Origin of the sequence: Williamwhitmania taraxaci (assembly GCF_900096565.1) — a bacterium.
Lineage (GTDB): Bacteria > Bacteroidota > Bacteroidia > Bacteroidales > Williamwhitmaniaceae > Williamwhitmania > Williamwhitmania taraxaci.
On record NZ_FMYP01000002.1, the window covers coordinates 77760 to 102350 of the forward strand.

Consider the following 24591-nt stretch of genomic DNA (forward strand, 5'->3'; position numbering starts at 1 on the left):
ATGGCCAGTAATAATTATTAAAGAGTGGAAACTGAAGCCACTCTTTGCGCTTTAAAGCATCAATTGGATCCAGTGAATTACTCCGAGTTTGCTTGCTGCAAAGAGCAAGATTATTGAAGTCAGAAACCATCGAATGAACCCAGCGCCCCAAGTGACAGCAACATTGGATGCCAGAATGCCTCCAAAAACATTTCCAATTGCAGAAATCAGCCCAATTCGATAATCGACCTGATTGTTCACCATAAATACAATGAGGGCTAGTGGACTGTATACGAGAACGGCTAAAATTTTAATAGCATTTCCCCGTACTAGATCATAACCTGCAGAAAGGACCAGGCCTGCAAGAAGAAATATTCCTACGCCAATATGTGTAAAGCCACCGTAAAACCCTATGGAAAGAAACAGGATCCATTGTTTCCAGCTTATCTTTAACTCTTGCTTCGCTACTTGTCCATATATCCATTTGTCGGGGCTTCTAAAAAGAAAGAAAATCATAGAAAGCATAATGAATGCTAGCAATTTTTCGAAAATTTTAGTGTCGATTAAGGCTGCCGATTGTGCTCCAATTATGGAACCAATAGCGACGGGTATCGATAGTTTTAGTCCCCGCTTGTAGTCTAGAATACCTTGCCGTTTAAAGTTGAATGTAGCAGCAAGGGTTTGAAGTATAACTCCCAACCGGATGGTTCCATTGGTAATGTTGGCAGGCATGCCCATTCCCATAAATAGCGAATAGGTGATTACTGTTCCACTCCCGGCAATGGTGTTTATAAAACCTACTAAAAAACCGGCTATAATGAGAATGGATATGATGTCCCACTGGTAAAGATTACCGGTAAGGTATGCTTGGTGCAAATATATCCAGTAACTGTTAATCCATTCCATTTTGCTAAAAGTAAGCCCGGAGTCTAGGGAAGATTCCGGGCATTATCATGTTAGGCGTTGCTTCGCTATATTTGCAATATAGGCAAATTATTTTTTTGAGGGCATATTTTTTAAAACCTCGAGCATAAGCAGCCAAAACTTTTCAACGGTAGCAATTTCCAAGCGCTCATCGGGAGAGTGAGCTCCTTTAATGGTAGGTCCAAAAGAAATCATATCCAATACTGGATATTTTTCAAGGAATAATCCACATTCGAGCCCAGCATGTATCGCTCTTACCTGTGGCTGGGTTTTAAATAGACGCTTGTAGGCTTCTACTGTAATTCCCATGATTGCTGAGTTAGTATTTGGGGCCCATCCAGGATAGCCATCCGAATGCACAACTTTTGCATTGGCTAAACGGAAAACGCTCTCCACCATGTAGGCAATATCCTTAATGGATGAACTTACCGAACTGCGTTGGCTTGTGGATATAAGTATTTGATTGTCCTGTATAAACTTAACCGCCGCAAGATTGGTTGAGGTTTCCACAAGGCCAGGAATGTCTCGACTCATTGCAATCACGCCATGAGGACACGCGTATAGCGAGTTTAACAGATCATATTGTGTGGTTTCGTCAATTACCATTTCGGGTAATGCAATCTTCTCCAACTTAAGGTCAATGTTGGGTTCGGTGGTCTTTAACTCATTTTTTACGTCAGTAAAATAGGTGGCGAAATCATTTTGCATGCTCTCAACATCTTCCTGGTGAATAGTAAAAACACCATAAGCTTCTCGAGGTATTGCGTTTCTTAGGTTTCCGCCTTCGAGTTTGGCAAGACGAAGATCGTATTTGGTATTCGTTCTCCACAAGAAGCGAGTAAGTAGCTTAATTGAGTTTCCTAAGCCTTTGTCAATATCGTCTCCGGAGTGCCCACCTTTTAGTCCGCTAACACTAATTCTAAAGCAAATACTACCCGTTGGCACTGGTGCTTTTTCATAGTCAAAAGTTACGACGGTATCTAGTCCGCCAGCACATCCAATGAAAAGTTCACCTTCGTCTTCGGAGTCAAGGTTCAATAGATATTTACCTGTAAAGAATCCTTCTTTAAGCTCGAATGCACCAGTTAGCCCTGTTTCTTCATCAATAGTAAATAGGCATTCTATTGGGCCGTGTGGAACGTTTGTAGAGGCAAGAAGCGCAAGTTGGGCAGCAACACCAATTCCATCATCGGCACCAAGGGTAGTTCCCTTCGCCTTTACCCAAGCACCATCGATGTAAGCCTGAATCGGATCCATTTCAAAGTTGTGGGATACATCGCTGTTCTTTTCACACACCATGTCGAGATGGCTTTGAAGAACTGCCGTTTCTTTACCCTCCATTCCAGGTGTTGCTGGTTTGAAGATGACAACGTTGCCAACTTCATCGCACTTTGCTTCAAGTTTGTGCTCTTGGGCAAACTGCATAAGGAAGGCAACTATTTTTTCTTCCTGTTTAGAGGGACGAGGTATTTGGCATATTTGATCGAAATATTTCCAAACATCTGATGGTTTGAGGCTTGATAGATTTGACATGGTTTTTTAATTAAAATAGACTCGTAAACTTAACCGAATATGCCTTCTCTTCCAACCTTCCGAATGCTTATTTAAATTGTTTTGCAGCATACTTTTTACGATCTGCTTATATGTAATAGATAGTTAGATGTATACAGATACTTGGGTTTGAGTTTGTACTTATTTGTAAAGGGCTTGGTTTATCTTTTCTTCCCAATAGTATTAATTGTGAAGTTGTTATAAATATGCACTAAAGATGGGCGCTCATACAAGGATTGTTGGTTAGGTAAATTAGTTCTAACTTTGCGATCAATTTAATCGAAGAAGCAAAAAAACGATTGCATGATTCAAGAAAAAGAGCTTCAACTTTTAGCTTCAGCGGCTGCTACAGCAGCTGTTAGAGCGGGATATCTAATAATGGAGGTATACAACTCCGACGACTTTCAGGTTAACTTAAAATCTGATGCTACCCCGCTAACCCTTGCCGATAGAAAGGCTCATGAGGAGATAAAAAACCTATTGGGCAAGACTAGAATTCCCGTATTGAGTGAAGAAGGCCGGGATATTATCTTTGACGAGCGTAGGGGATGGGAATACTTTTGGATGGTTGATCCTCTTGACGGAACCAAGGAGTTTATCAAGCGTAATGGTGAGTTTACCGTAAATATCGCCCTTATTTATAAGCAATTTCCCATAATGGGAATCGTTTACGTGCCCGTTTCGGGCGAACTCTACTTTGGGCAAAATACTCATGGGGCATATAAAAAGGAGGGAGTAACGCCAAGTTTAACCGCATCTTTTACTTTTGAAGAGTTGTTGAATGGGTCTATGGTGTTACCCTGTAGTGAAACCCCACCGGTTTATACGGTTGTAGGAAGCCGCTCGCATATGTCGAAGGAGACCGAGCAGTTTATGGGGAAGTTAAAGGAACAACACGGGGAAATATCCTTTTTATCCCGTGGAAGCAGTTTAAAAATGTGTATGGTAGCGGAAGGGAAAGCCGATGTGTATCCTCGACTGGCCACTACATCGGAATGGGACACTGCCGCGGGCCAGGCTGTTGCCGAGGCTGCGGGTTGTGAGGTTGTCGATTTCGATTCTCGAGAGCGAATAATGTATAATAAGGTTGTTCTTCAGAATCCCTGGTTTGTTGTCCAGAAAAAGACCAAATAAATAAAGCAATTCAGCAAAATAGGCTTTTCCATCTGGATAAGCCTTTTTTGTTTAATATTTTCCTATTTTTAGGATTGGTTTTGAACCAACAATTATTGAATCTGTTCTCTAAACTAAGAACATTTAAAACGCTATATCATGGTGATCGGTATTGCAGCAGCTGAGATATTTTCAAGCATTAATGCTCCTCGAGAAAATGTCGCCAAAGAGTTTGTAAGAGCGCTCATAGCTGGCGATAGTTCCAACAGTTATGTCTTATTTTCGAGGCATGTTCCGTCCATTGAATTTAGTGATCGTGCACGTTTAAAAAATGTTCGTGTGGGCGGTATTAGTGGTTGGTTCTGGGATCAGCTGGCCTTGCCTAAAGCCATTAAGCGCGAGAAGTGTGATGTCCTTTTAAACTTGGGGTTTACAGGTCCTTTGAAGCCGGGAATTCCTGACCTCTATATTCTGCCCTATTACTGGGGTAATCTGTTGTGGGATAGTCTTTATGGGTTTGGTAACTTTACATATAATAAGCCTTCGGTTTACCAGCGTTACGTTTCTAAAAGTTTAATCTATTCTTGTAATCGATTGATTCTCTCGACCCATTTTGAAATGGACCATCTTGTAAAGCGATATTTTACGGATTTACCTACGGATAAATTAGTAGTTATTCAGGCTGGAGTTACGCAATGTGAGAGTGATAGTTTTACTGAGGCTGAGGTGGCTCAAGTACAACAGCGGTTTGATCTCCCAGAAAAATACATTTTGATGATTGGTAATCCAAATCCATTGTGCAATACTCAGTCGGTTATTTTGGGTTATAAGCGAATGGTTAAAGAGTTAACCGTTAGGATACCTATCGTATTGGTTGGTGTTTCAAAGAGTGAAGTAATTTCTTATGTTGGGAAAGATTGGTTCTCTGCAAATTCGGAGAAATTTATTTTAATTAGTCAGATTACAGGCAATGAGAAAACAATCCTGATTAAGGGTGCAATACTATTTTTTGCACTTTCATACTACGAAAAGTGGTGTTTGAATATCATGGAGGCTATTTCGTGCGGAGTACCAATTGTTACTACCGCCAATTCATCTCTTTCTGAAATTGCGCAAGGTGCGGCTATTTTAGTTGATCCTAAAAATCCTATAGAAGTATCTGAAGCAGGAAGGCTAGTTTTGATTGATAAGCGTTGTGTTTTAGGGCTTAGCAAAAAAGGGGTAGAGCGTTCCATGGTTTATCAGTGGTCGAATTCTGCCAAAAAGTTAATCGCTTTAATGGAAACATTTAAGCAATCGACGTAGTTTTTTAATCATAAAAGCGTAAAGAAAGACTCTTTTTCTATCTTTGCCGTCCACTTTAATTTTAACCTTTATGATGGAAACAATCCCTTTAGTAGAATGGTTAGGATATTTAGCCTCCGTAATTACGGCTATATCCTTGTTAATGAGTTCAATTATTAAGCTCCGATGGTTTAATCTCTTTGGGTCATTAACTTTTTGCGTTTATGGATTTGTCATTAATGCCTATCCAGTAGGTTTATTTAATGGTTTTATCGTTTTCGTAAATATCTACTACCTGTTTAAAATCTATAACAAAAAAGAATTTTTTAAGCTACAAATAGTGGAAACAACCGACGGATATCTCGGCGCATTTTTTCAGTTCTATAAAGAAGAACTCAACAAGTACTTTCCATCCTTTTCGGCCGATAATATGGGAAGCGAAAGCGTTTCTCTTCTAGTCCTTAGAAATATGGCTGTGGCAGGTGTGTTTATCGGTGAAAAGTTGCCAAATAATACCCTACGAATTTCGGTTGACTTTGCAATTCCAGAGTATCGCGACCTTAAGTTAGGTAGGTTTGTTTACCGTGACAATGCAAGTTTTTTTGATGCCAACGGAATTAAGCGTTTAATTACCGAGACGCGGAATAAGGAGCACTCCAATTATTTGATAAAAATGGGCTTTGTTAAAGTTGATGATATGGGTGAATCGTCTACTTTCGAGATGGTTTTATAGTCATTATTTCTTTAAAAAAAGCAGGGGCGTAACTGATTGAGTTACGCCCCTGTTTTTTTATAGGTAAGACTATGAGGTCTTGATTTTCTTTTCCAACTCCTCTATTTGACCCCGGAATTGTTTATCCGTTTCTATAAGATTAGATACTGTTTTACAAGCATGGAGTACGGTTGCATGATCCTTGCCTCCAATAATAGATCCGATAGAGGAGAGGGATGCCTTAGTCATACTTTTGGAAAAGAACATGGCAATTTGGCGTGCCTGAACGATCTCCCTTTTGCGCGTTTTTGTTTGAAGAACATCCGTGGGTAGGCTGAAGTATTCACAAACCTTCTTTTGAATATAATCGATAGAAATTTCTCTTCGGGTGTTTTTAACGAGTTTATTGATCATTTGGCGCGCTAAATCTAAGGTTATCTCTTTTCGATTAAGCGTTGCTTGAGCGAGAAGAGATATAAGTCCACCTTCGAGTTCTCGGATGTTTGCCGTAATGTTTGAGGCTAGATATTCCACGACATCGTCGGGGATATTAATTCCGTCGTTGTAAATCTTTTTCTGTAAGATGGCAATTCGTGTTTCCAAATCGGGTGCCTGTAAGTCGGCCGACAGGCCCCATTTAAACCGCGATAGAAGTCGTTGTTCCAACCCTTGTAGTTCAACAGGAGCTTTATCGGAGGTTAGGATAAGTTGTTTGCCGGTTTGATGCAGATGGTTGAAAATATGGAAAAAGGTATCCTGCGTTTTTTCTTTTCCCGCAAAGTCATGAACGTCATCGATAATGAGGACGTCAATCATTTGGTAAAAGTGCAGGAAGTCATTTTTTGAGTTATTCTTAATTGCGTCAACAAACTGATTTTGGAAATGAACGGCGCTGACATAGAGAACAACCTTATCGGGGTATTGCTCTTTTACTTCGATTCCAATTGCGTGGGCTAGGTGGGTTTTTCCTAAGCCGCTATTTCCATATATAAAGAGCGGGTTGAAGGCAGTTTTTCCGGGGTTATTGGCAATGGCTAATCCTGCTGACCTTGCCAAGCGATTGCAATCGCCTTCGATAAAGTTGCTAAATGAGTTGTCTGAGTTGAGCTGGGGATCGATTTGTAACTTCTTGAGGCCGGGGATTATGAATGGATTTTTAATCTGGTTTTCGCCTGATGGCTGAGTAGAAACGGAGATGGGGCGATTTTTTAGGTCACCTTTGCTCTGAGTTGGGAACTTAACGGTTGTAGGTGTTTGTGTACCTGCAACCATTGCAGAGTTATCCATAACAACGCTATACTCCAACTTGGCTTCAATGCCAAGTTCTTTCCTAATCGTTTTGCGTAGGATATCAATGTATTGCTCCTCTAGATACTCGTAGAAAAACGGACTTGGTACCTGAATGGTCAAAATCTTATTCTCGATTTTTACTGGTACTATTGGTTCAAACCATGTCTTATAACTAGCTGCTGGAACATTATCCCTAATGATTTTGAGACAGCTACTCCACACTTCCCCGTGCTTACTCATTGTATTCGAAAATTTTCTCTGGATATTTTTAGCAGTTCAAGTTTGTAAAAAAAAAACTAAAAAAAAAAGAGTTTTATACTTGAATTTTTCAATTATAGTTTAACCTGCTTGTAATCTGTGTAGTTATTTTTTTTGTTTTTGACTAAAAATTAAAACACTGATAAACAGTGCTTTGATTAGTATATGTTTGTTAATAACTTGTTAATTAATTCTTTGATTGCTTCTGGCTCAAGTGGGAATTAAGAATTAATTAGGGCCTATTATTTTAATTTTTATTTACTGTCTTTTTTGCCAAAAACAGAGAAATTAACGTATCTCTTTGGATTCTTATTGATGTCTTTTAAGAGTAAATCTAGGTGTTTTGCTGCGCTATCGAGGTTATTGTAGAGGCTATCATTTTTTATAAGGAGGCCTAGCGAGCCCTCTCCATTCGATATTTTCGAGATTACCCCATTGAAACTCCTGAGTGCATTATTTGTCTCTGTAATTGTGCTGGAAAAGCTTGTTTTTGCAAGAGTATCAGAGATTGCGGAGAAGTTGTTTATTATGTTTGAGAGTTGGGCATTTTTGTTCTTAAGGTTACTGCTTATACTTTCAGCGTTAATAATTATCCGTTCTACTTTTCCCTGTTGATTGCGAAGGATCGTATCGATGGTACCGGTGGCACTCTCCAGGTTATCCATAGTTAGTTTTATGTTGGAAATACTCATTTCGAGATTTTTCCTTGATTTTTCGTTGAAAATAAGCTTGATCATCTCAATGGCCTCTTGCATATCGGCCATAAGGTCTTCTGCTTTTTTCTTGAGGGGAAGCACTTGTAGGCTTACCTGCTCTTTTAAGTCTCCTTCGATTGAGGTGATAAGGGTATCGCCTGGGTGCAAGATATTTGGTAGCAATGAGGGAACAAGCCTAATTGCTTTGGAACCCATTAAATCGGAACTGTAAATCTGGGCTATTGTTTCTACCGGGAGGTTTACCTCTTTATCGAGGGAGAACTGGACAAGTAGTGACGTTGGTTGTTGGTCGCGCAAACTAATCTTTTCCACAGTACCCACGCGATACCCATTAAGAAATACTGGTGCAGTTTCTTGTAAACCATCAATTCGTTGATAAACGCCATAGTAGACTCGCGCGCTTTGAAATAATTGACGCCCCTTTAGGAAGTTTAGTCCCCAAACGAGGGCTCCTATCATTACCACGGCAAATAGGCCTATTTTAATCTCTTTAGCAATCTTCATTGGTTTTCTTGTTAGTTTAACTTTGATGCTTTGATTCGTGTATTTGCCCTTTTCAGTGGTGATATACATTCAGGTGTGAGCGCATTAGTTCGTAGCCTGCTTAATGGCAATATCAAGAGGGATTTGATTCCCATTCTTAACTGCAATTACGAAGGAGTTGGGGAATTGTTTTTTCACTTCAACTATCAACGAAAGGATCTCCTTGTAAGTGCTTTTGTTTCCTACCGTGTATTTATATACGTTTCCTGCCTTTAGGATGGATACATTGTTATATGTTTTAAAGTCGGCAGCATTTGGTTTCAGCAGCCGAGAGGTGGCGAAGATTTGAATTTGGAACCGCAAACAGCTGTCGGGAATGATTGCAGTTTCCGGTTTTGCCTCTTCTGCATTTTGCTGTTTCGTAACAAAACGGCTAGTTTGCTCTTTTTGAACTCTATAACTTTTGAATGCATTAAAAATGGCCGACGCCAACACATTATGGCCTTCATCGGAGCGGAGGAATTTTTCCTCTTCAGGATTGGATAAAAAGCCAAGTTCTATCAGAACTGAGGGCATAGAGGTTTTCCAGAGTACCAAGAATCCAGCTTGTCTTACTCCTCTATCCTTGCGCTGGGCATTATCGGAGAAGGTTTTCTGAATTAAGGCTGCAAAATCGGAACTCTGATCCAAGTATGCATTTTGCATCAGCGAAAAAATAATAAACGATTCAGCCGAGTTCGGATCATATCCTTCATATTTTGAAGTATAGTCTTTCTCATAGGTGATTACCGCATTTTCGCGCATAGCCACATCAAGGTTACTGACAGACTTACTTAGTCCCATAATATAGGTTTCTGCTCCCGTAGGTTTCGAACTGGGATTTGCGTTTACGTGAATGGAAATGAATAGGTCTGCTTCTGCCTTATTTGCTATTTGCGTCCGTTCGTCAAGCGGAACAAAGATGTCCGTTTGACGAGTGTAAATGACCTCAACATCAGGGCAATTCGTTTCAATGAGCTTGCCGAGCTTGAGTGCCACTGCTAGGGTGACATTTTTTTCTTGTAGATTTTTGCTTGTAGCTCCTGGATCATGACCACCATGACCAGCGTCTATAACTACCTTGCTTAATCGATAGTTCGATACATAGTCTTGGCCGTTTCCGTTCAAGAAGAGCATTAATCCAGCTACAAGCAGCCAGTAAGTTTTGACTTTATAACTTTTTTTAAGGGATACCATTCTATATTCTGCGGTTGAATTGTATTTTTTAGCTAGTTTTGAACCTTCATTTGGCATTTCTAAATGCTACACAAAAATAGCACGAATATTTTTATCGTTCCTTCATTAATAAACGATTTTCGATTGAAAAGGCTTTTTTGCTACATAATTGTTGGCTTTTGCATAATTTATAGCCTGCAAGCAAGAGTTTATGCTCAAGAAAAACTCAACAGTAACCTTTCTACTGTTGACAGTACCGCCAAGGATACCCTCACTCAAAAGAGTAAACCCCTTATTGAAGATCCGGTTAAGTCTACGGCTGTAGATTCAATTCTCTACTCTCTTGATAATAAAAAGGTCTTTCTTTACGGAGACGCTAAGGTGAATTATCAGAATCTTGAGTTATCGGCCTCTCGCATTGAGTTTAATATGGAGACCAAAGAGGCATTTGCTTACGGTTTACCCGACAGTACAGGAAAAATCGTTGGAAAACCTGTTTTCAAGGAGGGGAGTGAATCGTTCAACATGGATTCCATTCGGTACAATTTTGATTCCAAAAAGGCAAAAATTTATGGTGTAATTAGTAAGCAAGGGGAGGGCTTTCTGCATAGTGAGATGACAAAAAAAATGCCCGATAATACCGTAAACGTTATTGGTGGCAAGTATACTACCTGCGATGCGGAGCATCCTCACTTCTACATTGCTCTTACTAAGGCTAAAATAATTCCAAATAAGCAAATTATTACTGGTCCTGCCTACTTAGTTATTGAAGACGTGCCTATGCCCATTGGAATTCCGTTTGGTTTTTTCCCCAATAGAAAGGGCCGACACTCTGGAATTTTAATCCCACGCTATGGTGAAGAGAATAACCGTGGTTTTTTTCTGCAACAGGGTGGATACTATTTTGGCATGAGCGAATTTTTTGACCTGGCCCTTACTGGTAGTATTTACTCTTTTGGCGGATGGGATTTGAATGCGAGGTCGGCATATAAGATTCGCTATAAATACTCGGGTTCATTCGACCTCTCTGGTGTTAAACTTGTTGTTGGAAGCAAAGGCGATTCCGATTACATGAGCACCGGAACATATAGCATACGTTGGACACATACTCAGGATGCTAAGTTTAAGCCAAACTCAAGCTTTAATGCCAGCGTAAACTTTACCACTTCAAAGTATAATACCTACGCCAGCTATAATCCATCTGCTTATTTAAATAACACAATTAGTTCCAGTATAGCATATCAACGAGTTTTTGTGGGAACTCCTTTCAGTTTGACGGTTAACGCTAGTCATAGCCAGAATACAAGAGACGAGTCTGTAACTATTTCTTTTCCTACAGTTACCTTTAATATGGCATCTATTTATCCGTTTCGTTCAAAGAATTTTGCTGGAAAACCAAATGTTTTCCAGAAGATTGGGGTGTCCTATAGCACAAACCTTCAAAACCAGTATACAACCAAGGAGGAGATGCTTTTTAAAGGTAATTGGGAGCAAAATATGAAAAATGGAATGGTTCATAGAGTGCCAGTTTCTACTTCGTTTTCTTTGCTAAAGTATCTTACAATTACGCCTAGTCTTTCAATGGCCGATTATTGGTATACCGAGACTATACGGAAGTCCTATAATGAAACTAGCAAATTGATCGAAGTTGATACCGTTCCTGGTTTCAAGAGGGGTATGGAATACAGCTATTCTGCCGGGATGTCAACTAAGATCTATGGAACGTTTATGTTTGCCTCAAAATCGAAAGTACAGGCTATTCGTCATTTAATGACGCCATCCGTTTCATTCTCCTATAAGCCAGACTTTTCTACTCCAGGGTGGGGATACTATGGGCAGGTCCAAGATTCAACGGGGAAAATTCAAACGTATTCTATCTTTCAGAATGGAATATTAGGCGGTCCTTCGGCGAATAGATCTGGAGCTATCGGCTTTTCGCTTGATAATATTCTTGAGATGAAGATTAAAAGCGATAAGGATTCAACCCAGAAGACGCGAAAGATAAAGATATTTGATAATTTAAGGTTTTCATCGTCCTATAACCTTTTGGCTGATTCCATGAAATTGGCTCCCATTAACTTCTCGGGACGTATATCTCTTACAAAGGAGTTTGCCCTGAACTTTGGAGGGCTGATTAATCCCTATGCCTTGACAGAAAAAGGTGCCGTGATTGATCAATGGCAATATCGAAAGAACAGGTCTCTCGGCCGATTGACCAATTTCACCACATCATTTAGCCTCGCCTTTCAGAGTAAAACGGGGAAAGGTAGCGGCCAAAATCAGGGTCAGGTAGGAGTACCTCCCGTAATTGAGTCATTTCAGCAACAGTATGGCGAAAACAATAATCAATATGGCCAGCTACAATCGGCCTATACTGATTTTGATGTTCCGTGGAATATTAGCCTTAATTATAACTTGAATTACTCCAAACCACAATTTCAGTCTACTATAAATCAGACTGTAAACTTTTCAGGAGGACTTAGCCTAACCCCGAAGTGGAAGTTGAGTTTCTCTTCGGGATGGGATTTTAAAACCAACCAGCTTACCTATACCAATATGGGTATCAATCGAGATCTTCACTGTTGGGAAATGTCATTCAATTGGATTCCTATGGGGCCTCGGCAGAGCTATAGCTTCCGAATCAATGTAAAATCGGGTATGCTTAGGGATTTAAAGTACGATAAGCGAAAGACCTGGAGCGATAACATCGATCAACGCTTTTAGTCTTCGGTCGAGAGTATACACAAAAACGCCCTATTCTGGGCGTTTTTGTTTTCTAGCAAAGTTTTACCCAATTGCTGATTATTGTTTTGCCTTGTGGGGTTAGTATCGATTCTGGATGGAATTGAACGCCTCTGATGTTATACACTTTGTGCTTTATTGCCATTACAAGGCCGTTGTCAACAGCTGTGGCAAATAGATCGTCAGAGATCAATGGGTAAGGAATTGCCCACGAATGGTATCGAGCACTTTCGAAACTGTTAGACAAACCATGAAACAGGGAGTCATTTGGCATGGTTTGAATCGTTGGTCGGCTAACACCATGCACAACCGTTTCTAAGTTGACTAATGAAGCCCCAAAATATGCTCCAATAATCTGATGGCCTAAACATACACCAAGAATGGGTTTGGAGGTCTTAAATCGATCTAATAGTTCCGTGATTTTAGGGTATTCGTAAATATGGCCTGGTCCCGGGGAAAAAACAATCCGATCAAACTCAGCAATGCTGTTGCTATCAATATGGGAATAGGGTAGGGTAATTACCTCGTCAACAATTTCTTCGAGGTAGTGGTGCAGGTTATAGGTAAATGAGTCAAAGCAGTCAATAATTACAATCTTCATTGATGCAAGGTGGATAGTTTTCGTTAATTTTGCAGCAAATATAGTTAACGGATAAAGTATAAACTAATCAATAAACCTATGAAACGAATTATTAATACAGATGGTGCTCCCAAGGCCATTGGCCCTTATAGCCAAGCGGTGGATGCTAATGGAACTCTATACATTTCGGGTCAAATTCCGATTGATCCAAAAACTGGAAAAGTAGTTGATGGTGGAATAAAGGAACAAACGGAGCAAGTATTTAGGAACATTGGGGCTATTCTAGCTGCGGCAGGTTACAGTTTCGACGATGTGGTGAAGTCAACGGTATTGCTTAGCGATATGGATAATTTTACCCCAATGAATGAAGTATATGGCACTATTTATAAAAAGGAAATGCCAGCAAGGGCTGCATATGGAGTAGTACGTCTTCCTCTTGGTGTTCTTGTCGAAATTGAGACAATTGCAGTGAAGTAGAGAGCACTCTAAAATAAAAAAAGCTGCCCGAGGGCAGCTTTTTTAGTATTTAACCATTTGAAATTATTCTGTGATAACTTCAATTTGGATTTCGATTTTAACTTCTCTGTGAAGTTTGATGGTTGCAGTATATGTTCCAATTTCCTTGATTTGGTCAACTGGAAGCATAATTTGCTTACGATCAATTGTAATTCCTTTTTCTTCAAGAGCTTCAGCAATTTGAAGAGTGTTGATCGAACCATAAATTTTGCCAGTGGTGCTAGTCTTGGTTGAGATTTTTAAACTAATGCCTTCGATTGTTTTAGCAACTACGAGTGCATCATTCTTAATTTTCTCTTCCTTGTGAGCTCTTTGGCGAAGGTTCTCAGCGTGCACTTTCTTTGCAGAAACAGAAGCGAAAGAAGCGTATCCTTGAGGAATAAGAAAGTTATTAGCATAACCATCCTTAACCTTAATAATATCGTCCTTCTGCCCTAGGTTGAGCACATCTTGCTTTAATATTACTTCCATGGTAGTTCCTCCAATTTTATTATTTCAACAAATCGGTTACGAATGGCAGTATCGCCAAGTGACGAGCCCTTTTCACCGACTGAGCAACCTTACGTTGGTATTTCAGAGAGGTTCCTGTAAGGCGACGAGGAAGAATTCTTCCTTGCTCGTTTAGAAATTTCTTAAGAAATTCAGGATCTTTGTAGTCAACGTACTTAATCTTGTTTTTCTTAAAACGGCAATACTTCTTCTTCTTAACTTCTACCGTGGGGGGGGTAAGATATCTGATTTCTGAACTGTTCGTACTCATGGCTTATTCCTCCAACTTTTTTTCCTGTTTGTTCGCACGTTTCTTAATACTGTACTCCACTGCATACTTATCCATTCTAAACGTAAGAAAACGGATAATACGCTCGTCGCGACGATACTGAGTTTCTAGTGTATTAATGAGCTCACCAGGAGCTTTGAACTCAATCAGGTGGTAAAACCCGGTTGATTTCTTTTGGATAGGGTAAGCTAACTTTCGGAGACCCCAGTCCTCCTCATGCACTAATTCCCCACCGTTCTCGGTGATAACACCGCGGAATTTGTTCACCAACTCCTTAAATTGCGCTTCGGAAAGCACTGGAGTGGCAATGAAAACGGTTTCATACTGGTTTAACATAGCTATTTAGCGATTAAATGATTAAATAACAGCGTGCAAAAGTAGTTGTTATTATTCTAATTGGCAAGTAAGTTTCCCCTTTTTGTTTGGGAATGGCTAAATTATTTATCTAGTTTTGAAAAAAAAAAACAGGAATGAAGATTTGTTCATGCTATGAAGTATCTAAATCCGAGTTGGTAAAAGCCATACGGAAGCAAATGCTGGAATCGATAGTTGATGTGCAAGTGGTTACAAAGGCATCAACTGGGTGTGGTCGGTGCAAACCAGTTGTTCTCGAAATTCTGAAAAGGGAGGTTGATAAGCGTTCGGATAAGAATACACAGCTACGCTTGCCATTCTAATCAATTGAATTAGAATTGAGAATATTGATCAGGCGCAACATCCCATTCAGCTTTTCACTATTTCCAATTTTCTGGTATGAGGCAATAATATGCTCGATAAGCCGTGTAATGGTTTGTTTGTTCGTGCAGGGGAGATAGTATTCCTCCTTTTTTTCCATATTCTGCTGCTCAAGGTAGTAATCTATCTCTTTATAGCTAAGCACTGCTCCTTTATTGTATGGGTTGATGTAGAAAAGTACTTTGCTTTTGCTCGGTGCATCGGAAATAAGTGAGTAAACAGGATCTTTATACGCTAGAAGAAAATTTCGAGGTAGATTTACTCCATAAATAGGGAGTTCGAGCATTTGTGCAATTCCTGCATAGATTACGGCTAATGAGTAGGGATTTCCTTTTCGGGTTTCGAGCACTTGGTGAACAAACGAACTGGGTAGAGTGAATACATTGGTGGAGTGGTTGGTAAAACCATGTACCTCGAATAATACGTAGTTTAGCACCTTAACTTTTTCAAGTGCTGTAAGATTTTGGTTTAACTCTAGCCAAACATCTTTTTTAATTTTTTCTAATAGTTGTTGGGTGTGGTTTGCATCCAGTTCAGGGTAGGCTAGTCGGCTAGTCCAGTAAGCCCCATCGAATAGTCTAGGATTTAATGCGTTTGACCAATTATTTAGGCCCTCTTCTGTCGTTTTCTGCTGTATATCGGCAATTAATTTCTCAATACGGTCTTGTACAAGCGGATTAAGGGAACTATCCCAAGTTTGCTCAAGGAATGGAATAACTTCCTCGCCCTGAGCAAGAATCTTTTTGGCAACTGGGCCAAAAATTTCTTGCTCAGGATCGTCAAGAAGTGTCATTAAAGCTTTAATCGCCTCGGGGTTCATCTCTATTTTGAAACAATACTTTCCAAAACGTTTTCAACAAGTTTTGTTATTGAAGGCTTGTAGTCGTCAAATGCTGTTTTTGTTACTCTATTGGCAATAATTGCACATATTGTAACCGCCTGATGGCCTAAAAGCAGAGATAAGCCTGCAATTGCTGAACTTTCCATCTCAAAGTTGGTTATTTTGCGGCCCTTGTATGAGAAACTCTCAATTTTTTCGTTGAGTTCTCCATCAGCAAGAGGAAGGCGAAGAACTCTTCCTTGAGGCCCGTAAAAACCAGGTGCAGAGATTGTAATTCCTGAAATGGTGAATGCTTTCATCTTTTCGCAAAGAATTGGCGATGCGGCCACAAAATATGGGCTAGGGCACTGCGGGTTCCATGAAGTGAAATCGGTGAATGCTTTCTCCATTTCTAAATCGGAAACCTTGTCGCGGTTGGCATAGAAGTTTAGCAAGCCATCAAATCCAATGGACATTTGGGACAGTACAAAAGAGCCTACCGGAATATCGCCTTGAAGAGCGCCGGAAGTGCCAATGCGGATAAGGTTTAAGCTGGTGTGTTCTTTCTTTACGGTTCTCTCGGTTAGCGAGATGTTGGCCAGGGCATCGAGTTCATTTACTACGATGTCGATGTTGTCGGTTCCAATTCCAGTAGAAAGAACAGTGATTCGTTTTCCTTTATAATAACCGGTAGTTGAGACGAATTCTCTATTGCTTCTGGTACACTCAATTTTTTCGAAGTAGCTAGCCACAAGCTCAACACGTCCTGGATCGCCTACAAGAATTACATCTTTAGCAAGATCTTCTGGATGCATGTGAAGGTGGAATACACTTCCATCTTTGTTGATAATCAATTCTGATGGTTCTATTACTCTCATATTTTTGGGTTTAAAACAAGCAGTAAATATAGTAAAACCATCGCATTATTTTCAAAAATAAAAAAAATTGTAATGAATATTGGGAAAGTGTAAGCGTTTGGTTAATGTGTTTCGATGGTTTGTATTACATTTGTAAAAAAAAACAGAAAAATGATACAGAGAATCCAAACGCTTTACCTTGCTGGGGCAACAATTCTTCTTCTATTTTGGTTCTTTTCTCCCTTGGCTACGTTTTTTGTTGGAGGACAAGAATTTTCCTTTGGAATAATGGGCTTTTCCACCCATAGCAATAGCGCCGAAAGCATTTCTATTAGGACTTGGCCCTTGTTGTTATTAACTGCACTTACTACATTTATCTCTGTTGGAACAATCTTTTTGTATAAGCGAAGGATGATTCAGATTCGACTCTGTATATTTAATTTTGTTGCCCTTATTGGCTTAGTTGGGTTGTTGGCCTACTTCGTACTTCAGGTTAAGAACGCTTTTGAGAACGCTGCCCAAAATTCCCCTACTGCAATTGCCGTGGCTAGCAAGTTCAGCTATGTGGATGTTTTTCCCTTAGTTGCTGCGTTGCTTACTTTCATGGCTTTACGCCGTATTGCATCCGATGAGGCTATGGTTCGATCAATGGATCGATTACGTTAGAAATGCAACTGATTTTTTCTATTTTCCCAACTGATTTGAAAATAAAAAAAGCTCCCATTGGGAGCTTTTTCTTTATGCAAACTGGTCGATTACAAGAATTCGAAGTGTTCTTGGTCGGTTATTTTTTCGCAGTAAAGGCACCGTAAAGAAACTTTTGTTTTCGACTCTACGGAGTATTTTGGCTTCACTTTATCGTTATTGGTAATGCATTTTGGGTTTACACATCTAATGATTCCTTCGATGGTCTCGGGAAGTTGTACCTCTTTTTTCTCCACTACTTCATAATCCTTTATGATGTTGAGTTTTGCGGTGGGTGCAACTAGCGATATCTTATTGATATCGGCATCTTCAAAATATTTGTCCGCAATCTTAATAATTGCCTTGCGTCCAAGGAGTTTGCTTTCAAGGTTAGTTCCAAAGGTAATTTGGTTTGTGTAGTGATCGAGTCCAAGTATGTTTATTACGTTAAAAAGGCTATCGGCAGGTATATGATCGATTGCTGTTCCGTTTTCAATAGCGCTAACGCTGAGTTGTTTTTGTATTTTCATGACGATTTGGTTTAAAAGGTAAATTACTCTATTTCTTAATTCCAAGTATATAGCACATAATGGCCATTCTGGTATAAACTCCGTTTAGGGCTTGGGTAAAGTAATAGGCCTTTGGATTGGTATCCACGTCCTCATTAATCTCGTTTACACGTGGGAGCGGATGCAGCACTTTCATGTTTTCCTTAGTGCCCTCGAGCATTTTATTGCGAAGGATGTATGAATTTTTTACCTTTTCATATTCCATAGGATCGGAGAATCTTTCTTTTTGCACACGCGTCATGTAGACAATATCGGCCTTCTTTATATTCTCCGGGAGATCAGTTTCCTCAGCATATTTTATCCCTTTATTCTCTAGAAACATTTTGTATTCCAAGGGAATCCGAAGTTCAGCTGGAGCAATAAAGGTAAATGTTGGGTTGAAGTGCGAAAGTGCCATTAGTAGGGAGTGAACCGTTCTTCCGTATTTTAGATCGCCCACCATTACTATATTTAGATTATCTAAGGTACCCTGTGTCTTTCGAATGGAATACAGATCGAGTAGGGTTTGGGTAGGATGCTGGTTGGCTCCATCGCCAGCGTTTATGATGGGAACGCTTGAAACTTCGCTTGCGTAGCGAGCGCTTCCTTCGATTGGATTGCGCATGATGATGAGATCGGAATAGTTGGCTACGGTCATAATCGTATCCTTGATAGTTTCACCCTTGGAAACGCTAGAGGTTCCTGCCTCAGAAAATCCAATCACACGACCACCTAACTTGTTTACTGCGCTCTCGAAGCTCAAGCGAGTTCGGGTAGATGGTTCATAGAAAAGGGTGGCAACAACGTAGCCATCGAGTAACTTCTGCTTAGGGTTTTTTTCAAATTCTTCGGTAAGATTGAGAATTTTGATGTATTCTTCTTTACTGAAGTCTGTGATCGAAACAAGGCTCTTACTTTTCATGGTGTAATTATTTAGGTAAAAAACTACTTGAGTTTCTTGATACTTATTCTCTCTTTATTCGATAACTTCTCCTCTAGCGTAGCGTAGAGGCTTTGCCTGATTTCCAGAACCATCATACAGGTCAAGTTCATCTCCTGATTCACAATGGTTAAATTTAGATCTTTAACCACTCGCATAACCTCATTCATTGCAGCATATTCGAACTTAACCTCCATGCGTTCATTTACGGTTTCTTCGATGATCGTTGCTGCTCCAATTGCCTCTTTGGTGGCTTCCTTATATGCGTTTATTAGTCCTGGAACACCCAGTTTTGTCCCTCCAAAATAGCGCACTACAACTGCCAAAACATTGGTGATTTGCGCCGAGAGTAGTTGGTTAAGAATTGGTTTGCCTGCTGTACCTGAAGGTTCTCCATCGTCGTTGGCCCTGAAAGCTTCGCCTTTCGAACCTAGTCGATAGGCATAGCAGTGGTGTGTGGCATCGTAGTGTTGCTTTTTTAATACCAGAAGTATCTGCTTTACCTCCTCTTCGTTTCGAATAGGGTAGAGGTAACCAATAAACTTACTGGCATGATCGCGGAAGTTGCTCTCCGCAGGTTTTGAAATGGTTTTATATAAATCCTCGGCCATTTTTAGTTCATGGTTAATGTGTAGATAGCCAAAATTGATATGGCTATTCCTACTTTATTAATCCAGCTATATTTTTCATTAAAAACAAACAATCCAATGAGGGTCGATACGAGAACGATCCCAACATTATTGGTGCCTATTAGCGTTGAGTTATCCAGAAAATGAAAGCGCGTGGAGTGGTTCAGCATTGCAATAAAGAAATAGGCTGAACCAAAGTTTGCCACTCCAAGGATGGCTCCAACCAAAATGGTTCGTGGCTGCAATAGCTTGATTCTATCCTCGGGTTTAAATAGGATAACGGTGTATCCAATGATTGCTGAGGTGGCAAATACTGTGGCGGCAAAGAGTGCATTTAAATCGTCGGTTATATAAACCGATTGCGCATACTTTACGAGTGAATCGGTGAGCCCCATACCAAAGAATATTAGAATGGGCAACCATAGTTTTTGTTCTTTACCAGAATTCTTATCCGATCGATAGGTTGCTAAAACTAGCGCAAAAATGGCCAAAAAAAATCCCGATAGTTTTATCGGGGTTAGCGTATCGTTGGGTTCAATGGCAATTGAAAGGGCGATGGGGAAAATTACCGACATCTTAGCGGCAATGGTAGTGGGAGTAATGCCCGCTGTCTTAGTGCTTCGGGCTAAAAGGAAAAACATTATAATGTAAAAAACACCAATGATTATCCCTATTAACAACCAATTGCTATATAGTGGATTGTGTGCGAACTCTTTCTTGTTGGCCAAAAAAAAACCGAGCAATGTAGCTACGGTATAGTTGATGGTGATAATGGGGAGAACTCTTACTCTAAGCCTTTCGGAAAGCTTAAAAACTACAAAAATTGCTGTAGATGATAGTATGCTGAGTAGCAGTAAAACCATTACTGATTGTTTTCACAAAGTTATAGAAAATCTGTTCTGAGCCAAATATTTGAAAATATATTTTTGAAAATATTTATTATGTTTCATACTATTAGTCATTTACATCTTTTATGGCTTAAATAGTTCAATGATTTTTTTTCCATTGAAGGATTGATACCCCCGAAACATTCCCGGTGTATTGAAATCCATCACCATGTTCCCATTCCGGTCGATGGCAATTATTCCGCCCTTACCGCCAACAGGATCTAGCGTTTCCCAGAGAATTTGCCTTACAGCCTCATCTAAGTCCATTGCACGGTATTCGACCAGCGCTGCAACACTTCGCGCAACGGTGTATCTGATAAAGAATTCTCCATGACCAGTGCAGGAAATGGCGCAACTTCGGTTATCGGCATAAGTGCCAGCACCAACAATGGGTGAGTCACCTATTCGGCCGGGGCGCTTATTGGTCATTCCTCCTGTTGATGTAGCCGCAGCAAGGTTGCCATGAATATCTAGGGCAACACAGCCTACTGTTCCATGCTTTTCTTTGATTTCAGCTGTTTTTGCTTTTTGAAGACTTTCCCAACTTTTTTTTGTAAAGAAGTAGCTGGAATCAACCATTTCAAGACCAGCCGTACGCGCAAAACGGGATGCGCCAATGCCAGTAAGTAAAACTGAACTAGATTTTTCCATTACTGCTCGTGCAGCCAAAATTGGGTTTTTTATATCTCCAACTCCGGCAACTGCTCCTGATTCAAGCGTTTCCCCTTTCATTATGCAAGCATCGAGCTCATTTTTGCCTTCCGAGGTAAATACAGAACCCTTGCCTGCGTTAAAAAGCGGGTTATCCTCCAAATAGCAAATTACTTTTGTTACGGCATCTTCGCAATTACCTCCGTTTTTCAATATGGAAGAACCTATGCTTAATGCCGAATCGAGTGCCGATTTATACTTTAAAGAATCGGGACCCGATAGGTTTTTAGGAGTAATATTCCCAGCCCCACCGTGAATTGCAATTCCCCATTTTTCTTGTGCATTAAGTGCTGATGCTATTAGTAATGCGAATGCCAAAAGGTATACCTTTTTCATTGTTTTAGGTTTTTATGATTCCTACTTCTGCATAGCGTAAAGCAACGCAATTTCCTCTTTCCAAATGGTATCATCTGGAGTTTCAAGGATAAGGGGAATGTTGTCGAAACGAGGATCGTTCATTAGGGTTTCGAATAGGCTAAAGCCAATATACCCTTTGCCAATGCTTTCGTGCCTATCGACTCTTGTGGCCAACTCTTTTTTGGAGTCGTTTATGTGCATCCCTTTTAAGTATGAAAACCCAACAACGTTATTGAACTGGCTAAATGTGACATCAAATTCCTCTTTTGTTCGCAGGTCGTAGCCTGCTGTAAATGCATGGCATGTATCAATACACACTCCAACCATCGTCTTATCGTCTACTAAATTGATTATAGTTTTTAGTTCTTCAAATCGGTGTCCAACATTGGTGCCTTGCCCTGCCGTATTTTCAATAACGGCAATTACACCCTTGGTTTTGTCGAGGGCTATGTTTATTGATTCGGCTATAGTTTTTATGCAGGTTTCCAAATCTACTTGGTTAAGATGGCTTCCGGGATGAAAGTTGAGTCTATCTAACCCTAGTTGCTCACAGCGTTGCATCTCATCAATGAATGCATCTCGCGATTTCTCCAACGCCTCCTTATCGGGATGACCAAGGTTTATAAGGTAGCTATCATGTGGTAGTATGTGCTGCGGCAGAAAACCATTTGCCTGGCATGCTTCCTTAAATTTTTTTATGGAATCAGGTGTTAATGGAGCAGCCTTCCACTGCCGCTGATTCTTTGTAAAAAGAGCAAAGGCTTTTGCTCCAATTTCCATAGCATTTTTTGGCGCGTTTTCTACGCCGCCTGCAGCACTAACATGTGCACCAATATATTTCATGATCTGTTATAGGTTTTCAGTTGTTATAAAATGGGCGCTTGAGGAATAGAGAAAGTAAACGTAGATCCATTGTTGAGATAGCTCTCTACCCATATTTCGCCCCCATTCTTCTCGACAAATTCCTTGACAATTAACAGACCCATTCCGGATCCTTTCTCGTTTTCAGTTCCTTTGGTGGTTATACTCTCTCCCAACTTAAAGAGGCTATTGAGTTTCTGGGGATCCAGACCAACCCCGTTGTCGGCAACAGATACCTCAACATATGCTTCATTGGTAACCACATCGATTTTTATTTTGCCTCCAACGGGTGTAAATTTTATTGCATTGGAAACAAGGTTTCGAACAACGGTGGTAAACAAATCATTGTCGCCATAAGCCTTTATTTCCTTATCGAGTTTGGTGGAAATGGATATCTCTTTGTTTTTTGCTTGGTCGGCAAGAGGCTCTAATGCTTCGATCAGAGCGTTATACACTAAAAAATAATCGCGGTTAACGATGAGTTGCCCAACCTGTGATTTTGCCCAATTCAGGAGATTCTCGAGTAGATTAAATGTCGCCTTGGAGCTGCTGCATATCTGCGCAAGAATTGCTTCTCTTCTTGCTTCCTCCATAGTTGCATAATTGGAGACTAGCAATTCGGCAAAACTACTAATGGTGCCAATGGGATTTCGAAGATCGTGTGCTATAATGGAAAAAAACTTATCTTTTGTTGCATTTGCCTCCTTAAGTGCTAACTCTGAGTTTTTTAATGCATCCAAGGCCTCTTTCTTCTCAGTTATATCGTTTTTAATGGCAATAAAGTTAACTATACTATTGTTTTCATTTAAAACGGGCGAAATAATTACATCTTCCCAGTATAGTTCTCCACTCTTTTTCTTGTTCAATATTTCGTTGCGCCATGTATTTCCCGACAAAATGGTTGTCCACATCTCATTGTAAAATTCTAGGGAAGTCTTCCCTGAACTTAAAAGACGAGGGTTTTGCCCCATTGCTTCAACTGCTGAGAAACCCGATATCTCACTAAATTTAGGGTTCACAAATTCGATGATACCTTTTTGATCGGTTATTACTATGGCGGAAGGGCTTTGGTAAATGGCTTCTGATAGTTTTTTAATTTGGAGAATGGATTGCTTGTCCTCTGTTATGTCCTTGAAAATGGTATAAACGTGTTCTTCGTCTTTGGTCAAGTATAGTTCAACCGTATGGATTGAACCATCTTTTGCTTTGATACTATACTCTTGCTTTGTTGTTGGAATTGGGCTATTGGGATCATAAGCTGTAATTATCTCTTTCAACCGGAGATACGTTGTTTCGCAATACTCTGGATCGGGGCATGATTGTAAAAACCAATCGTAAATTGACTTTATCTCTGTGTTGTTGTAACCAAACAGTTTGTTGAATTGCTCGTTCGAAAAGATTATTTCGCCCTCCTTATCGGTAGTAACAAATGGTAATGGAATATTTAAGGCAATTTGCCTTAGCGTTTGTTCTTTATCTTTTACCTTTTGTTCTAGTTTTCTCCATTCTGTAATATCTACCCCTGAAGTCATAAGTAGTATTTCGTTACCACTTATGTACTTGTTCATCGAAATAATAGCGATTCTCTCTTCTCCATTTTTTATAGTGAATTTCACCTCTTTGTTTGAGATGAATCCTTTCTGTAGAATCTCCTCCACAATTTGTTTTCGTTGCGTTTCTTTCCAGATTATTTCAGTGGCTTTTTTACCAATTGCCTCTTCAATAGAATACCCGGTCGTCTTAAGAAACACTTCGTTCACATCTAAAATGGTACCGTCCTCAAGTTTGCTTACTAGTTGTATAAATGGCGAATTTTTAAAGTAGTTTTTAAATAGCTGTTCGCTCTGGAATAGTGCCGTTTCAATCTGATCTTTCAGAGCCAGCTCTCCTTTTAGCGTTTCGGTAGTCGTTTTAAGGCGGAGGTGTATGCTTATTCGCCTAATTAACTCTTCCGGGTGGAATGGTTTGGCTATGTAGTCTACTGCTCCCTTTTTTAAGCCAAAAACTACTTGTTCTTTATCAGAAATGCTTGTAAGAAAGATGGTTGGAATCTCCTTTAACTCTGTATCCTGCTGCATTTTTTCTAAGACTGCAAAGCCGTCCATATCGGGCAACACGATATCTAGTAAAACTAAATCGAAGCGATGGGTTTTTAGTCGTTTTAGGGCAGACGTTCCATCGCAGGCAAATGCAGTTAGGCATCCAACTTCATTTAGGATGCTTGCAATGAATTCTACCTCCACATGGCTATCGTCTACAATTAGTATTTTTTTGTTTTGAAAGGTGGCTAGATCCATGCAGCTATTTGTTGGAAATATTATCAAACATTTGAAGCCAATTTATAACAATTCACAGAATAATCCAAGAATGGGTATTCCTATTGGCATTAGTTTTATCTAGCATTTACAAATGTTGTTGCAT

25 protein-coding genes are annotated in these 24591 nt (G+C 39.9%); 7 read left to right on the top strand and 18 right to left on the bottom strand.

All coding sequences use genetic code 11. The features are described from left to right. Positions 1-51: 51 nt before the first annotated feature. A complete protein-coding gene (locus tag BLS65_RS01065; protein ID WP_092434433.1) occupies positions 52-885 on the bottom strand; it encodes a sulfite exporter TauE/SafE family protein in 834 nt (277 codons plus the stop codon). Between the two features lie 87 nt (positions 886-972). Then, positions 973-2436 (bottom strand): aminoacyl-histidine dipeptidase, encoded by a 1464-nt coding sequence (locus BLS65_RS01070; RefSeq protein WP_092434436.1) that lies wholly within the window; start codon positions 2434-2436, stop codon positions 973-975. Positions 2437-2757: 321 nt separating this feature from the next. Between BLS65_RS01070 and cysQ the strand changes: the two genes are divergently transcribed. The 3 genes from cysQ to BLS65_RS01085 all read left to right on the top strand — a co-directional run bounded on the left by cysQ (position 2758) and on the right by BLS65_RS01085 (position 5584). Beyond that, the gene (gene cysQ, locus BLS65_RS01075; RefSeq protein WP_092434439.1) at positions 2758-3588 is read left to right on the top strand and encodes a 3'(2'),5'-bisphosphate nucleotidase CysQ; all 831 of its coding nucleotides are present in this window, start codon (positions 2758-2760) and stop codon (positions 3586-3588) included. A gap of 138 nt (positions 3589-3726) precedes the next feature. Continuing rightward, positions 3727-4872 (top strand): glycosyltransferase, encoded by a 1146-nt coding sequence (locus tag BLS65_RS01080; RefSeq protein WP_092434440.1) that lies wholly within the window; start codon positions 3727-3729, stop codon positions 4870-4872. A 70-nt stretch (positions 4873-4942) separates the two neighbouring features. After that, positions 4943-5584 (top strand): YgjV family protein, encoded by a 642-nt coding sequence (locus BLS65_RS01085; RefSeq protein ID WP_092434443.1) that lies wholly within the window; start codon positions 4943-4945, stop codon positions 5582-5584. A 69-nt stretch (positions 5585-5653) separates the two neighbouring features. On the opposite strand, the gene dnaA is transcribed toward BLS65_RS01085, so the two are convergent. The 3 genes from dnaA to BLS65_RS01100 all read right to left on the bottom strand — a co-directional run bounded on the left by dnaA (position 5654) and on the right by BLS65_RS01100 (position 9546). Beyond that, positions 5654-7093 carry a chromosomal replication initiator protein DnaA gene (gene dnaA, locus BLS65_RS01090; RefSeq protein ID WP_092434446.1) on the bottom strand — a complete coding sequence of 480 codons (1440 nt, stop codon included), beginning with the start codon at positions 7091-7093 and terminating at the stop codon, positions 5654-5656. 272 nt (positions 7094-7365) lie between these two features. Continuing rightward, positions 7366-8331, bottom strand: coding sequence for an MlaD family protein (locus tag BLS65_RS01095; protein ID WP_170829957.1), 966 nt, complete (start codon positions 8329-8331; stop codon positions 7366-7368). A gap of 84 nt (positions 8332-8415) precedes the next feature. Further along, positions 8416-9546: an N-acetylmuramoyl-L-alanine amidase family protein gene (locus BLS65_RS01100; protein ID WP_092434534.1), complete on the bottom strand. Its 1131-nt coding sequence runs from the start codon at positions 9544-9546 to the stop codon at positions 8416-8418. A 123-nt stretch (positions 9547-9669) separates the two neighbouring features. On the opposite strand from BLS65_RS01100, the gene BLS65_RS01105 reads away from it, so the two are divergent. Next, the gene (locus tag BLS65_RS01105; RefSeq protein ID WP_125869719.1) at positions 9670-12249 is read left to right on the top strand and encodes a putative LPS assembly protein LptD; all 2580 of its coding nucleotides are present in this window, start codon (positions 9670-9672) and stop codon (positions 12247-12249) included. A 52-nt stretch (positions 12250-12301) separates the two neighbouring features. Here BLS65_RS01105 and BLS65_RS01110 read toward each other — a convergent pair whose 3' ends face one another. Beyond that, positions 12302-12868, bottom strand: a complete 567-nt coding sequence (locus tag BLS65_RS01110) for an anthranilate synthase component II (RefSeq protein WP_092434456.1) — start codon at positions 12866-12868, stop codon at positions 12302-12304. Positions 12869-12946: 78 nt separating this feature from the next. Here BLS65_RS01110 and BLS65_RS01115 point away from each other — a divergent pair, with 78 nt between their 5' ends. Further along, the gene (locus tag BLS65_RS01115; protein ID WP_092434459.1) at positions 12947-13324 is read left to right on the top strand and encodes a RidA family protein; all 378 of its coding nucleotides are present in this window, start codon (positions 12947-12949) and stop codon (positions 13322-13324) included. A gap of 63 nt (positions 13325-13387) precedes the next feature. Here the strand turns inward: BLS65_RS01115 and rplI are convergent, their stop codons facing one another. The 3 genes from rplI to rpsF are packed head-to-tail and all read right to left on the bottom strand — an operon-like array spanning position 13388 to position 14477. Continuing rightward, positions 13388-13834, bottom strand: a complete 447-nt coding sequence (gene rplI / locus BLS65_RS01120) for a 50S ribosomal protein L9 (RefSeq protein ID WP_092434464.1) — start codon at positions 13832-13834, stop codon at positions 13388-13390. Positions 13835-13853: 19 nt separating this feature from the next. Further along, positions 13854-14123, bottom strand: coding sequence for a 30S ribosomal protein S18 (gene rpsR, locus BLS65_RS01125; RefSeq protein ID WP_092434467.1), 270 nt, complete (start codon positions 14121-14123; stop codon positions 13854-13856). Positions 14124-14126: 3 nt separating this feature from the next. Further along, positions 14127-14477 (bottom strand): 30S ribosomal protein S6, encoded by a 351-nt coding sequence (rpsF, locus tag BLS65_RS01130; RefSeq protein ID WP_092434470.1) that lies wholly within the window; start codon positions 14475-14477, stop codon positions 14127-14129. Between the two features lie 134 nt (positions 14478-14611). On the opposite strand from rpsF, the gene BLS65_RS01135 reads away from it, so the two are divergent. Then, positions 14612-14818, top strand: a complete 207-nt coding sequence (locus BLS65_RS01135) for a (2Fe-2S)-binding protein (protein ID WP_092434472.1) — start codon at positions 14612-14614, stop codon at positions 14816-14818. On the opposite strand, the gene BLS65_RS01140 is transcribed toward BLS65_RS01135, so the two are convergent. Beyond that, positions 14815-15669 carry a transglutaminase-like domain-containing protein gene (locus tag BLS65_RS01140; RefSeq protein ID WP_170829958.1) on the bottom strand — a complete coding sequence of 285 codons (855 nt, stop codon included), beginning with the start codon at positions 15667-15669 and terminating at the stop codon, positions 14815-14817. The two genes, BLS65_RS01135 and BLS65_RS01140, sit on opposite strands and share 4 nt — an antisense overlap. A 29-nt stretch (positions 15670-15698) precedes the next feature. After that, positions 15699-16574, bottom strand: coding sequence for a nucleoside phosphorylase (locus BLS65_RS01145; protein WP_092434478.1), 876 nt, complete (start codon positions 16572-16574; stop codon positions 15699-15701). Between the two features lie 150 nt (positions 16575-16724). On the opposite strand from BLS65_RS01145, the gene BLS65_RS01150 reads away from it, so the two are divergent. Then, positions 16725-17219 (top strand): DUF4293 domain-containing protein, encoded by a 495-nt coding sequence (locus BLS65_RS01150; protein ID WP_170829959.1) that lies wholly within the window; start codon positions 16725-16727, stop codon positions 17217-17219. Positions 17220-17308: 89 nt separating this feature from the next. Here BLS65_RS01150 and pyrI read toward each other — a convergent pair whose 3' ends face one another. The 7 genes from pyrI to BLS65_RS01185 all read right to left on the bottom strand — a co-directional run bounded on the left by pyrI (position 17309) and on the right by BLS65_RS01185 (position 24467). Continuing rightward, positions 17309-17767: an aspartate carbamoyltransferase regulatory subunit gene (pyrI, locus tag BLS65_RS01155; RefSeq protein ID WP_092434483.1), complete on the bottom strand. Its 459-nt coding sequence runs from the start codon at positions 17765-17767 to the stop codon at positions 17309-17311. A 28-nt stretch (positions 17768-17795) separates the two neighbouring features. Next, positions 17796-18707, bottom strand: coding sequence for an aspartate carbamoyltransferase (gene pyrB, locus BLS65_RS01160; protein ID WP_092434486.1), 912 nt, complete (start codon positions 18705-18707; stop codon positions 17796-17798). A gap of 23 nt (positions 18708-18730) precedes the next feature. After that, positions 18731-19336, bottom strand: coding sequence for an IMPACT family protein (locus tag BLS65_RS01165; protein ID WP_092434489.1), 606 nt, complete (start codon positions 19334-19336; stop codon positions 18731-18733). 2 nt (positions 19337-19338) lie between these two features. Beyond that, positions 19339-20217: a hypothetical protein gene (locus BLS65_RS01170; RefSeq protein WP_092434493.1), complete on the bottom strand. Its 879-nt coding sequence runs from the start codon at positions 20215-20217 to the stop codon at positions 19339-19341. 108 nt (positions 20218-20325) lie between these two features. Next, the gene (locus BLS65_RS01175; protein WP_092434496.1) at positions 20326-21288 is read right to left on the bottom strand and encodes an isoaspartyl peptidase/L-asparaginase family protein; all 963 of its coding nucleotides are present in this window, start codon (positions 21286-21288) and stop codon (positions 20326-20328) included. A gap of 21 nt (positions 21289-21309) precedes the next feature. Continuing rightward, complete coding sequence (nfo, locus tag BLS65_RS01180; protein ID WP_092434499.1) at positions 21310-22152, bottom strand: deoxyribonuclease IV; 843 nt, start codon at positions 22150-22152, stop codon at positions 21310-21312. Positions 22153-22175: 23 nt separating this feature from the next. After that, entirely contained in the window at positions 22176-24467 is a 2292-nt protein-coding gene (locus BLS65_RS01185; RefSeq protein ID WP_092434502.1) for a hybrid sensor histidine kinase/response regulator, read from the bottom strand. Between the last annotated feature and the right edge of the window lie 124 nt (positions 24468-24591).

Excerpts from the sequence above, each read along its gene's own strand:
- BLS65_RS01140 (WP_170829958.1), bottom strand. The coding sequence starts at position 15,669 with ATGACACTTCTTGACGATCCTGAGCAAGAAATTTTTGGCCCAGTTGCC.
- BLS65_RS01080 (WP_092434440.1), top strand. The coding sequence starts at position 3,727 with ATGGTGATCGGTATTGCAGCAGCTGAGATATTTTCAAGCATTAATGCT.
- cysQ (WP_092434439.1), top strand. The coding sequence starts at position 2,758 with ATGATTCAAGAAAAAGAGCTTCAACTTTTAGCTTCAGCGGCTGCTACA.
- BLS65_RS01110 (WP_092434456.1), bottom strand. The coding sequence starts at position 12,868 with ATGAAGATTGTAATTATTGACTGCTTTGACTCATTTACCTATAACCTG.
- BLS65_RS01185 (WP_092434502.1), bottom strand. The coding sequence starts at position 24,467 with ATGGATCTAGCCACCTTTCAAAACAAAAAAATACTAATTGTAGACGAT.
- pyrI (WP_092434483.1), bottom strand. The coding sequence starts at position 17,767 with ATGAAAATACAAAAACAACTCAGCGTTAGCGCTATTGAAAACGGAACA.
- rplI (WP_092434464.1), bottom strand. The coding sequence starts at position 13,834 with ATGGAAGTAATATTAAAGCAAGATGTGCTCAACCTAGGGCAGAAGGAC.
- BLS65_RS01145 (WP_092434478.1), bottom strand. The coding sequence starts at position 16,574 with ATGAGAGTAATAGAACCATCAGAATTGATTATCAACAAAGATGGAAGT.
- BLS65_RS01095 (WP_170829957.1), bottom strand. The coding sequence starts at position 8,331 with ATGAAGATTGCTAAAGAGATTAAAATAGGCCTATTTGCCGTGGTAATG.
- rpsR (WP_092434467.1), bottom strand. The coding sequence starts at position 14,123 with ATGAGTACGAACAGTTCAGAAATCAGATATCTTACCCCCCCCACGGTA.
- rpsF (WP_092434470.1), bottom strand. The coding sequence starts at position 14,477 with ATGTTAAACCAGTATGAAACCGTTTTCATTGCCACTCCAGTGCTTTCC.
- BLS65_RS01100 (WP_092434534.1), bottom strand. The coding sequence starts at position 9,546 with ATGGTATCCCTTAAAAAAAGTTATAAAGTCAAAACTTACTGGCTGCTT.
- BLS65_RS01065 (WP_092434433.1), bottom strand. The coding sequence starts at position 885 with ATGGAATGGATTAACAGTTACTGGATATATTTGCACCAAGCATACCTT.
- BLS65_RS01150 (WP_170829959.1), top strand. The coding sequence starts at position 16,725 with ATGATACAGAGAATCCAAACGCTTTACCTTGCTGGGGCAACAATTCTT.
- BLS65_RS01115 (WP_092434459.1), top strand. The coding sequence starts at position 12,947 with ATGAAACGAATTATTAATACAGATGGTGCTCCCAAGGCCATTGGCCCT.
- BLS65_RS01070 (WP_092434436.1), bottom strand. The coding sequence starts at position 2,436 with ATGTCAAATCTATCAAGCCTCAAACCATCAGATGTTTGGAAATATTTC.
- BLS65_RS01170 (WP_092434493.1), bottom strand. The coding sequence starts at position 20,217 with ATGGTTTTACTGCTACTCAGCATACTATCATCTACAGCAATTTTTGTA.
- BLS65_RS01165 (WP_092434489.1), bottom strand. The coding sequence starts at position 19,336 with ATGGCCGAGGATTTATATAAAACCATTTCAAAACCTGCGGAGAGCAAC.
- pyrB (WP_092434486.1), bottom strand. The coding sequence starts at position 18,707 with ATGAAAAGTAAGAGCCTTGTTTCGATCACAGACTTCAGTAAAGAAGAA.
- BLS65_RS01135 (WP_092434472.1), top strand. The coding sequence starts at position 14,612 with ATGAAGATTTGTTCATGCTATGAAGTATCTAAATCCGAGTTGGTAAAA.
- dnaA (WP_092434446.1), bottom strand. The coding sequence starts at position 7,093 with ATGAGTAAGCACGGGGAAGTGTGGAGTAGCTGTCTCAAAATCATTAGG.
- nfo (WP_092434499.1), bottom strand. The coding sequence starts at position 22,152 with ATGAAATATATTGGTGCACATGTTAGTGCTGCAGGCGGCGTAGAAAAC.
- BLS65_RS01085 (WP_092434443.1), top strand. The coding sequence starts at position 4,943 with ATGATGGAAACAATCCCTTTAGTAGAATGGTTAGGATATTTAGCCTCC.
- BLS65_RS01175 (WP_092434496.1), bottom strand. The coding sequence starts at position 21,288 with ATGAAAAAGGTATACCTTTTGGCATTCGCATTACTAATAGCATCAGCA.